General features: G+C 64.9%; 11 protein-coding genes. 7 read left to right on the top strand and 4 right to left on the bottom strand.

Annotated features, from left to right (window positions below):
• Positions 1 to 30: 30 nt before the first annotated feature.
• The 3 genes from L6D77_RS19180 (at position 31) to L6D77_RS19190 (ending at position 2,442) form a co-directional block, all read left to right on the top strand.
• Entirely contained in the window at positions 31 to 1,005 is a 975-nt protein-coding gene (locus L6D77_RS19180) for a PDR/VanB family oxidoreductase (RefSeq protein WP_232883684.1), read from the top strand.
• Positions 1,006 to 1,115: 110 nt separating this feature from the next.
• Positions 1,116 to 1,964, top strand: a complete 849-nt coding sequence (locus L6D77_RS19185; RefSeq protein ID WP_232883686.1) for an RHS repeat-associated core domain-containing protein — start codon at positions 1,116 to 1,118, stop codon at positions 1,962 to 1,964.
• 160 nt (positions 1,965 to 2,124) lie between these two features.
• On the top strand, positions 2,125 to 2,442 hold the full coding sequence (locus L6D77_RS19190; protein WP_110992819.1) for a DUF2388 domain-containing protein: 318 nt from the start codon (positions 2,125 to 2,127) through the stop codon (positions 2,440 to 2,442).
• A gap of 46 nt (positions 2,443 to 2,488) precedes the next feature.
• On the opposite strand, the gene L6D77_RS19195 is transcribed toward L6D77_RS19190, so the two are convergent.
• Positions 2,489 to 3,292: a helix-turn-helix domain-containing protein gene (locus L6D77_RS19195; protein WP_232883688.1), complete on the bottom strand. Its 804-nt coding sequence runs from the start codon at positions 3,290 to 3,292 to the stop codon at positions 2,489 to 2,491.
• 111 nt (positions 3,293 to 3,403) lie between these two features.
• On the opposite strand from L6D77_RS19195, the gene L6D77_RS19200 reads away from it, so the two are divergent.
• Together L6D77_RS19200 and L6D77_RS19205 are read left to right on the top strand one after the other, a co-directional pair.
• A complete protein-coding gene (locus tag L6D77_RS19200) occupies positions 3,404 to 3,715 on the top strand; it encodes a DUF2834 domain-containing protein (protein WP_232883689.1) in 312 nt (103 codons plus the stop codon).
• Positions 3,712 to 4,125: an MAPEG family protein gene (locus tag L6D77_RS19205; protein WP_232883691.1), complete on the top strand. Its 414-nt coding sequence runs from the start codon at positions 3,712 to 3,714 to the stop codon at positions 4,123 to 4,125. The genes L6D77_RS19200 and L6D77_RS19205 overlap by 4 nt, the downstream gene beginning before the upstream one ends.
• Here L6D77_RS19205 and L6D77_RS19210 read toward each other — a convergent pair.
• Positions 4,122 to 5,318 carry an MFS transporter gene (locus tag L6D77_RS19210; protein WP_232883692.1) on the bottom strand — a complete coding sequence of 399 codons (1,197 nt, stop codon included), beginning with the start codon at positions 5,316 to 5,318 and terminating at the stop codon, positions 4,122 to 4,124. The two genes, L6D77_RS19205 and L6D77_RS19210, sit on opposite strands and share 4 nt — an antisense overlap.
• Positions 5,319 to 5,424: 106 nt before the next feature.
• Positions 5,425 to 6,324, bottom strand: coding sequence for a LysR family transcriptional regulator (locus L6D77_RS19215; protein ID WP_232883694.1), 900 nt, complete (start codon positions 6,322 to 6,324; stop codon positions 5,425 to 5,427).
• 74 nt (positions 6,325 to 6,398) lie between these two features.
• On the opposite strand from L6D77_RS19215, the gene L6D77_RS19220 reads away from it, so the two are divergent.
• Positions 6,399 to 6,728, top strand: a complete 330-nt coding sequence (locus tag L6D77_RS19220) for a cupin domain-containing protein (RefSeq protein ID WP_232883696.1) — start codon at positions 6,399 to 6,401, stop codon at positions 6,726 to 6,728.
• Here the strand turns inward: L6D77_RS19220 and L6D77_RS19225 are convergent.
• Entirely contained in the window at positions 6,716 to 8,086 is a 1,371-nt protein-coding gene (locus L6D77_RS19225) for an MATE family efflux transporter (RefSeq protein ID WP_232883698.1), read from the bottom strand. The two genes, L6D77_RS19220 and L6D77_RS19225, sit on opposite strands and share 13 nt — an antisense overlap.
• Positions 8,087 to 8,189: 103 nt before the next feature.
• Between L6D77_RS19225 and L6D77_RS19230 the strand changes: the two genes are divergently transcribed.
• On the top strand, positions 8,190 to 8,783 hold the full coding sequence (locus tag L6D77_RS19230) for a TetR/AcrR family transcriptional regulator (protein ID WP_232883700.1): 594 nt from the start codon (positions 8,190 to 8,192) through the stop codon (positions 8,781 to 8,783).
• The last annotated feature ends 717 nt before the right edge of the window (positions 8,784 to 9,500 follow it).

Genomic DNA, 9,500 nt, shown 5'->3' on the forward strand with positions numbered 1-9,500 from the left:
TGGCGCGGGGCTTCGTTGTCGAGGTATGCCATGGCCAAGCAATACGAAATGTTCAAGGTGCGCGTAACCGACGTGGAACAGGCCACGCCGCAGATCAAGCGCTTCACCCTGGCCCGCAGCGACGGCGCCGCCCTGCCCGCCTTCACTGGCGGTAGCCACGTGATCGTGCAGATGCAGTCGGCCTGCGGCGGCCAGTTCAGCAATGCCTACTCGCTGATGAGCGACCCGCGCGCGCTGTCCAGCTACCAGATCGGCGTGCGCCTGGAAGAGCAGTCCAAGGGCGGCTCGGCGTTCATGCACCAGCAAGTAGAGGTGGGCAGCGAGCTGACCATCTCCACCCCCAACAACCTGTTCGCCCTCGACCCCAGTGCCGGCCGCCATGTGCTGATTGCCGGTGGCATCGGCATCACGCCGTTCCTGGCGCAGCTGCATGAGCTCGAGGGCGGCAACACCCCCTACGAGCTGCACTACGCATTCCGCGCGCCCGAGCACGGCGCCTTCCAGGGTGACCTGGAGGGCGGCCCGCACGCCGACAACACGCGGTTCTATATCGACAGCCTCGACCGCAAGCTCGACCTGGCTGCCCTGTGCGCCGGCCTTGCCGACGATGCCCACCTTTACGTCTGCGGGCCCAAGCCACTGATCGACGCAGTGATCGCCACCGCTGCCGCCGCCGGCATCGCTGAATCGCGTGTGCATTGGGAGCAGTTCGCCGCCGCAGCGCCTGCCGCGGGCGCCGCCTTTACTGTGGTGCTGGCCCGCTCCGGTACCGAGCTTCAGGTCGAGGAAGGCATGACCATCCTCCAGGCCATCGAAAAATCCAAGGCTGCCAAGGTCGAGTGCCTGTGCCGTGAAGGCGTGTGCGGTACTTGTGAAACAGCGATTCTTGAAGGCGAGGCGGAGCACTTCGACCAGTACCTGAGCGATGAGGAAAAGGCCGCGCAGCAGACCATGATGCTCTGTGTCTCTCGGGCCAGGTCGGCGCGGATAGTGCTGGACCTGTGAGCCCGAAGAGGCGGCTCCACGTTCGAGGCCCACCTACCTGGCATTTTTGCCAGTTGCGCATGCGGCATGCCGCGACCACAGTGCGCCTGAGCCTCAACGCAGGAGCCGCCATGGAGCCGCTGAATGTCCTTCCACCAGCCCTGGCCTTGCTGGCTACCGATACACCAGGATCGGTTCTGCGGCGCAGCCTCGATCAGACTCGGTCTACGTTCACCTACACGGCATTCGGCCACTCTACGCCTGGGAACGGGGGCTTGGTGATGCTGGGCTTCAACGGCCAATACTGCGACCCCGTGACAGGCCTGTACTTGCTCGGGAATGGCTATCGCGCCTACAGCACCGTGCTGATGCGCTTTATCTCATCGGACAATCTCAGCCCGATGGGGGCTGGTGGCATCAATGCCTATGCCTATTGCGCAGGAGATCCAATCAACAAGACCGACCCTTCCGGGCATCTCGGTTATGGCAGAAAACTCAAGGTTTTGCCCGCACCCAAGCTTCAGTCCATTCCCGCAGCCAACCTTGAGTCCATTCCCGAACCCGACGTGTTCAAGCTTATCGTCAGCTACCTACCGGCCCGCGATGCGCTAGCACTCTCAAGAACCTCACGCCATGTAAACAAACTGACCGCCCCTATCCTGAGTGAACTCAAACAAAAGCTCTCAGATCGACTCGTAGCACTGCGGACTAACGCAGGAGCCAACCCCGGGATACATAGGTCTTATGCAGTCGCGTTGAATCCTGAACCTCATGTTTTCCATTCTCAAATCCAAAATATCGAAGGCAATGGCGGCGCACAGCAGGTACTTGCGAACTTGAGAGAAACACGGGCAGAGAGAGCCAGATGGAATAAACTCATGCCCTCGCCGGACTCGTCGCCCGATAGCTCCGACTCAGAGGTTGAAATGCAGCGCGTCAACGAAGGAATAAGAAGGGCACTTCATGGGCCTCAGTTCTGATCAGGCACAACAACAGCAACGCTGGGCGCCCGCAACCGGCGTGCGCGGCAGGCGGATGAAGTCATGGGAGTCGCCGCACGAACGGAACTCCTGCACACCCGCACCGCTCTTAACAACATGCAGTAATACCCCTGGGCTTTACCTTCGCGGAGGATTCACCATGCGCCACTTACTGCTTGTTCCCTCGCTGCTGCTGTTGCTGCCTGCCGGTGCCGCCCTGGCCCGGGTCGATGCCGGTGACGTCGCCACCTCGGCGGGGATCTCCGCGTCGCTGTACTCGACCTTCAAGGACGACAAACGGATCATCCCCGCCCAAGACGAACTGACTGCCTTCATCGCCAGTGGCGGTGCCATCCGTGGCGCCTACCTGGAGTCTGCGCTGGCGCAGGCACGCCAGGCCAATCCTGGCCTGCAGGCCAGCGACGAGGAACTGGCCCGGGCGCTGCTGTCGCAGGATGACCCGGTCGCGCATCATTGATCGGTGTCTGAATCAAGGGGCCGCCTGGCGGCCCCTTTGCGTTGGTTCAGGTAAATGCCGCGCAAGCCTCGCGCATGACCTGCCAGGTTCGCGCATCCGCCGGCACCAGATGTTCGATGCGCAATGACTCGACCGTAATGTCCTGGGGCATGCCAAAGGTGGTGAAGGTCGACATGAAAGTCAGCTCACCCTCCGGCGATGCCAAGCGCGTCAGCAGCAACGGTGGCAATACGCCCTGCGCAGGCTCATACCCGCTCGGCAGCGCCAGCTGTGCCAGGCGCTCTGCCAATACCGGATTGCCCAGCGACTCCTGACGGGCACGGTGCCAACCCACCGCACGAATCTCTTCGGCATTGAGCAAGAATTCGCCCAGCCCCCCGGGCGCAAACAGCATGGCCAGCATGTTCAACCCCTCCACCTGCGACGGCGGCAGCCCGAGCAAGGCAAACAGCGCGGACGCCGCGCCATTGGCCGCCAGCACGTCCCAGTTACCGTCGATGACGATTGCCGGTGCGGGGTTGTTGGCCTGCAACAGGTGCTCAATGGCCTCGCGCACGGCCGCCAGCGCCGGGGCATCCAGCGGCGAGGCCTGGTAGCGCGGCGCCAGGCCAGCGGCGAGGAACACCTCGTTGCAACGCTCCAGTGGCGCATCGAGCGCGCTCAGCAAGGCATGCAGGGTGGCAACGCCTGGCCGCGCCCGGCCGGTTTCGATGCAACTGAGGTGACGTTGCGAAACGCCGGCACGCAGGGCCAGCTGCATCTGGCTGAGCCCGGCCTGGCGGCGCAACTGGCGCAACGGCGAACCTGCCGTGGCCGTCGGCCGGGTGGGGTGAAAGGTCGAAAAGTCCATGGGCTGAGCCTGCGAATGTTCAGGTGAGTCGTCCATGACCTCTGAGGTCATTGCTGGGCTGTGACCCTATCACTAGTGTTCGGGCATCGAAACCGCCTTGGAGCTACCACCATGCGCAAACCCTGGCTGGCACTCGCCACCTTGATCGCCTTGACCCTGTATACCGGCTGGACCATGGCCAACGCCGAGCAGTCGCTGCTGGCCTTCGGGCTGCAGCTGATCAGCAGCCCGGACACCTTGCAGGTGGTCATCGATTTGTATTTGATGGCGGCGCTGGCCTGCCTGTGGATGTGGCGCGATGCCCAACGCCGAGGGCGCCCGGGGAGCAGTGTGCTGCCCTACTGCCTGCTGACCTTGCTGTTCGTCTCGATTGGCCCATTGCTGTACCTGGTCGTGCATGGGTTCAGAGGCCGTCGGCCATGATCACGGTGTTCGCCGGGTGCGTCCTGCTGCTGTTTCTCAAGATGCTGGCGATTTCCTGCTACCAAGGCTATTTCCGCCTGCGCCACCTGACCTTCGTCAACGCCGAGGATGCGGCCGTGCTGGGCCGCTCGGCCTCGGCCCAGGAGCGCCCCGAGGTACGCCGCGCCGCCCAGGCCTGGGCCAATGACCTGGAGAACATCCCGCTGTTCTTCGTGCTCGGCGGCCTGGCGATCACCCTGCACACGCCTGAGTGGCCGACGATAGTGTTGTGCGTTTTGTTCACCGTTGCCCGGCTGTTCCATACCCTGGCCTACCTCGCGGCTTGGCAGCCCTGGCGCACCCTGGCCTATGCCGTTGGCCTGGGCTGCCTGCTGGGGTTGGCCGGGATGATCGCCGCCTGCCTGTACTAGCCCCGCCGCGCCAGCAAAAAGGCCCCCAGCGCCAGCACCGGCAAAGCCGCGCCCAGCAGCGCCACGCCCGTCCAGCCGAAGTGCGCATACACTCCGCTGGCCAACGCCGAACCCACGGCCCCGCCGAGGAAGATACTGGTCATGTACAGCGCGTTGAGGCGCCCGCGGCTGGCGGGATCGAGCGCATAGACCTCGCGCTGGCCGATCACCATGTTCATCTGCACCGCGAAGTCCAAGAGCACCCCGGTCAACCCCAGGCCGATCACGCTCATGCCCGGCGTGGTCAGGCCCAACAACAGGGCCAGCGGCGCCAGGCCCATCGCCAGCAACGAAGCCTGCCGTCCATGCCCGGCATCTGCCAGGCGCCCGGCCAGCGGCGCGGCCACCGCTCCTACGGCGCCGACCAACGCGAACAGCGCGATCTGGCTTTGCGACAGGCCATGTTCTCCGGCCAGGGCCAGCGGCACGGCTGTCCAGTACAGGCTGAATGTGGCGAACATCAGTGCCTGGTACAGCGAGCGCTGGCGCAACAACGGGTAACGGCGCAACAGCACCAACAGCGAGGCCATCAGCCCGGCATAGCTGGCCTTGTGTTCGGGCTCCCGGCGCGGCAGGGTCAGGGCCAGCAACAGGATGATCGCCAGCATCACCCCGGCCGCGCCGATGAACACCATGCGCCAGCCGAAATGATCGGCCACCAGGCTCGACAACGGCCGGGCCAACAGGATGCCCAGCAACAGGCCACCCATGATGTTGCCCACCACCCGCCCACGCTGGTGCTCCGGCGCCAGGTGCGCGGCCAGCGGCACCAGCATCTGCACCGCCACCGAACTGAAGCCGATGAGCAAGGCATAGGCCAAAAACAGCTGGCCCTGGCCATGGCCGCTGTTGCCGGCCAGCAGCAGGCTGACGGTCGCCAGCACCGCGGTGGCGATCATCAGCCGGCGGTTTTCCAGCAGATCGGCCAGGGGCACCAGCAACAGCAGGCCAAGGGCGTAGCCCAGTTGGGTCAGCGAGACGATCCAGCTGGCGTGCGCGGGGGACAGGCCCAGGTCGGGTGCGATCAGCCCGACGATGGGCTGGGCGTAGTAGATGTTGGCGACGATGGCGCCGCAACAGAAGGCCAGCAGCGTCACCAGGGCGCGGCTCAGGCCGGGCGCTGACGGCTGGGCGACAGCGATGGAAGCATTCATGGGGGTGGCCTCGCTAAACGACATAAAAGTGTGGGCATGGTGCCGGGAAGCGCCGCGCGGCAGAATCCATCGGTAACGCAACAGGGCTTTGCGCCCTGCGCAACAGCTAGTGCGCCAACAGGCGCTCACAGAACGCAACGAACGCGTTCACCCGCCGCGACCCTCGGTGGTTGGGCAGGTACAGCGCGTTGATGGTGGCGCTGGCGGCGCCTGGGCTCACTTGCCAGTCGGCGAACAGCCGTTGCAAGCGCCCGGCAGCGACATCCTCGCGCACCAGCCAGTCGGCCAGCAGCGCCACGCCGCTGCCGGCGATGGCCGCCTCGCGCAGCAGGTCGGCGTTGGCGCTGCGCAATGGGCCGGAAACGTCCAGTTCCAGGCGCTGTTCACCTTGCTGCAAACGCCAGGGCCGGGCCGACTGGCCATAGCGAAAGCGCAGGCAGGCGCGTGCGCCCAGTTGCCGTGGATCGTTCAGCGCGGGGCCTTGCGCCACATAGGCCGGGCTGGCCACCAGCCAGCGCTCGAACTGCCCCAGCCGGCGACATACCAGTTCGTCGCTGGGTGCGGGTTCGCCGAGGCGGATGGTGAGGTCATAGCGGCCATCGAGTAGGTCGTCGAAACGGTCGCTGAGGTCGATGTCCAGCTCCAGGCCCGGATGGCGGGCCAGGAAGCCCCCCAGGTGCGGAGCGATCACCCGCCGGCCGAACTCCACCGGCAGGCACAGGCGCAGCACGCCGACGGGCTCCTCGCCTCGGTCGGCGACGCTGGCATCGGCTTCGGCCAGGGCTTCGAGGATGTCGCGAGCACGCTGGTAATAGCCGGCACCGGCCTCGGTCAGGCTGACCTGGCGGGTCGAGCGGTTGAGCAAGGTGGTACCCAGCTCGCTCTCCAGCGCATCCACCAGGCGTGTCACCGACGAGGTCGCCACCCCAAGCCTGCGTGCTGCGGCGGAAAACCCCTGGGCCTCGACGGTCGCCATGAACACCTTGAGCGCCAGCAGCTTGTCCATGGCAGTTTTCCCTGGGGCAAAGCCAGGAACCTTCCTACAATCAGGCCCTGGAATCAACCACGGACGCGCCCTTCATGCCTGCCAACCTTTTCACCGCCCTGCCCGCCCTCGACCCACAGGCCAGCGAGCAATTCGACGACCTGCTGCAACGCCCCGGCCTGCGCATCGAGCGCATTGTCTCCAGCGGCCAGGCCAGCCCGCCGGGCTTCTGGTACGACCAGGACGAAGGCGAGTGGGTGGTGGTGCTCAGCGGCAGCGCCGGGCTACGCCTTGAGCATGAAGACGAAACCCGCGTACTGCGCCCGGGTGACCACCTGGACATCCCGCCGCACTGCCGGCACCGGGTCGAATGGACCGAGGCCGGCGTGGCTACCGTGTGGCTGGCGGTGTTCTACCGCGGCTGAGCCAAGGCCACAGGGGCCGTCACGGCCTGCAGCCGGTAGAAGCGCCACGGCAACAACACGGCGGCCACGGCCAGGCCGCTGGCGAAGCCGACCCACACCCCCACCGCCCCCAAGCTGGAATGGAAGGCCAGCCAGTAGCTGAGCGGCAGCGCCAGCAACCAGTAACTCACCATGGTCACCCCCACCGGCCAGCGGTAGTCCTGCAGCCCGCGCAAGGCACCCAGCGCGGTGGACTGCAGGCCGTCGGCCACCTGCATCGCCGCCACCACCACAAACATCGGCACGGCGATGGCGACCACCTGCGGGTCGTCACTCATGGCCTCGGCGATGCGCCGGCCAAACAGCACCAGCAGCACGGTGGCCGTGGCCATCCACGCCGTTACGCTCACGAAGGTGGCGCTGCCGATGGCGCGGATACGGGCGCTCTCACCACGGCCCTGGGCCTGGCTGATACGGATGCTCACCGCCGCGGCCATGCCCAGCGGCAGCATGTACAGCAGCGCCCCGATCGAATGCACCACCTGATTGGCCGCCAGTGCCGCATTGCCCAGCCAGCCAAGCATCCAGGCGGCGATCACCACCGCACCGGCCTCGGCCAGGTAGCCCATGCCCAACGGCCAGCCCTCGCCGAGCAACGTGCGCCAGCGCAGCGTGTGCCCTTGCGGCAGCTGACGATAGCGCGCCAGCGACGGTGCCAGGCGCCAGTAGGCCAGCGCCAGCAGCACCGCCAGCGATTCGGCGAGCACCCCGGCGATCCCCGCCCCCACCAGGCCCAGCGCCGGCAGGCCGAAATGGCCATGGATCAGGCCGTAGCTCAGCGGGATGTTGAACAGCACCGCGCTCATCACCAGCCATACCGCCACCCACGGGCGGCCGATGGCTTCCAGCACGTCCTTGAACACCACGATCAGGCAGTACGGGATCAGGAACACCGCCATGGCCTGCCAATACGGCGTCAGCAGTGCCACGTCCGGCAAAGGCACGCCGACCCACTGCAGGATCGGCAACGCTGCCAGCATCGCCAGGCAGCCCAGGGTGCCGATCAGCAGCCCGTAGCCAAGGCCTGCGCGCAAGGTGCGCGCCACGGTCGCCGGGTCGTTGGCGCCGAAGGCATGGCCGACGCGCACGCTGAGGGTGGCGAGCATGCCGTAGAGCCCGGCATGGAAAATCAGCCCGGCGCTGCTGGTCAGTGCCACGCAGGCCAGCACCACAGTGCCGAGCGAGGCCAGCAGCACGGTGTCGGTCAGGCTGATCAACTCGGCAGCGGACAGGCCCAGCACCAATGGCAAGGCCAGGCGCAGCAGGCCTGGCAGCTCGGCCAGCCAGGAAACGGTGCTGTGCTTTACAGAAGCAGTCACGGTGAACACCTCAATTTGACATACGCCGCGTATGCTAATGCCATTTATTGACATACGCAACGTATGCTAATTTGCACGACATCGTTTTCAACTGGAGCCTGCCATGCCCGCCCCTCGCCGTAGCCGCGCCGCCATGAGCGCCGACACCACCGAACGGCTGATCGCCGTCGCCCGTCGGCAGTTCACCGAGAAAGGCTTCAGTGCCGTGGTCATGGACGAGCTGTGCGCCGAAGCCGACCTGACCCGTGGTGCCCTGCATCACCATTTTGGCGGCAAGGCCGGGCTGTTCACCGCGGTGGTGCAGAGTTTGCTCGATGAGATCAACCAGGCGCTGGATGTGCGTTTCGCTACCCATGAGGACCCCTTGGAGGGGTATATCGACACCTGCCTGCACTACTACGACCTGCTGCGCGACCCGGCCCTGCGGCGCATCCTGTTGCAGGATGCACCGGGGGTGCTGGGCCTGCGCTTGCGTGAGCTGGAAGAGGCCAGTTATATCGGGCCCATGGCCCAGGGGTTGGTGGAGTTGCAGGAGGCCCGGCGGTTGCGGGCGTTTGATGCGGTGGCCATGGCGCACCTGATCAATGGGGCGATGGGGGATACTGGGATCTGGGTGGTGGCGCAGGATGATCCGGTGGTGGCGGCGGAGCGGGTTAAGGGGGCGCTGCGGTGTTTGCTGGAGGGGTTGCAGTGTTGAGGGTTTGATTGGTGGGTTCGGGTTCGGGTTTCAGAGTGTTGGTTTTGATAGATGTATGCGCATTCGGCGGCGATGACGACTTATAGTCACCTTTCCGCCCTTACGGCGGGTTACTTTGGTCTTGGCCAAAGTAACCAAAGCCGCCCGCTCCCATCATACGGCCCCTGCGCTGCGCTCCGGGGTCCCCTCGCTCCGGTGCCTTCCGGGCCCGCGCGGCCTACGACTTGCTACGCAAGTCTACATCTCGCGCCTTCGGCTAACGCCGAAGGGTGCTGCGCACCAGGGCCCTCCAGTCACCTCCGCTCGGCCTCCTGAAGTCGCAATTTGTGTTGCCTGGACTATTGCGCGCTTAGAAACAAAAGCAAAAGCAAAAGCAAAAGCAAAAGCAAAAGCAAAAGCAAAAGCAAAAGCAAAAGCAAAAGCAAAAGCAAAAGCAAAAGCAAAAACAGATCAAAAACAGATCAAAAACAGATCAAGAGTAGTGCTATTGCTATCTCGGTTTGACTGTTGCTGATGTGCTGTTTATTTGGGCCCTATTGCCGGCAAGCCGTCTCCCACAGGTACAGCGTAAGCCTGAAGTTTTCGCACTTCCTGTGGGAGCTGGCTTGCCAGCGATTGCAATCCTGAGTTCCCACTTAATCCAACTAGCGACAGCTAACGCCAGCCCAGGCGCCGCCCCTAACTTCGCGACTTCAGGAGGCTGAGCGCAGGCGTCTG

Source organism: Pseudomonas parasichuanensis (assembly GCF_021601385.1).
GTDB classification, from domain to species: domain Bacteria; phylum Pseudomonadota; class Gammaproteobacteria; order Pseudomonadales; family Pseudomonadaceae; genus Aquipseudomonas; species Aquipseudomonas parasichuanensis.

What these genes read in the sequence shown, in the direction of transcription:
- L6D77_RS19180 (WP_232883684.1), top strand. Translation starts at nt 31, where the DNA reads ATGGCCAAGCAATACGAAATGTTCAAGGTGCGCGTAACCGACGTGGAA.
- L6D77_RS19185 (WP_232883686.1), top strand. Translation starts at nt 1,116, where the DNA reads ATGGAGCCGCTGAATGTCCTTCCACCAGCCCTGGCCTTGCTGGCTACC.
- L6D77_RS19190 (WP_110992819.1), top strand. Translation starts at nt 2,125, where the DNA reads ATGCGCCACTTACTGCTTGTTCCCTCGCTGCTGCTGTTGCTGCCTGCC.
- L6D77_RS19195 (WP_232883688.1), bottom strand. Translation starts at nt 3,292, where the DNA reads ATGGACTTTTCGACCTTTCACCCCACCCGGCCGACGGCCACGGCAGGT.
- L6D77_RS19200 (WP_232883689.1), top strand. Translation starts at nt 3,404, where the DNA reads ATGCGCAAACCCTGGCTGGCACTCGCCACCTTGATCGCCTTGACCCTG.
- L6D77_RS19205 (WP_232883691.1), top strand. Translation starts at nt 3,712, where the DNA reads ATGATCACGGTGTTCGCCGGGTGCGTCCTGCTGCTGTTTCTCAAGATG.
- L6D77_RS19210 (WP_232883692.1), bottom strand. Translation starts at nt 5,318, where the DNA reads ATGAATGCTTCCATCGCTGTCGCCCAGCCGTCAGCGCCCGGCCTGAGC.
- L6D77_RS19215 (WP_232883694.1), bottom strand. Translation starts at nt 6,324, where the DNA reads ATGGACAAGCTGCTGGCGCTCAAGGTGTTCATGGCGACCGTCGAGGCC.
- L6D77_RS19220 (WP_232883696.1), top strand. Translation starts at nt 6,399, where the DNA reads ATGCCTGCCAACCTTTTCACCGCCCTGCCCGCCCTCGACCCACAGGCC.
- L6D77_RS19230 (WP_232883700.1), top strand. Translation starts at nt 8,190, where the DNA reads ATGCCCGCCCCTCGCCGTAGCCGCGCCGCCATGAGCGCCGACACCACC.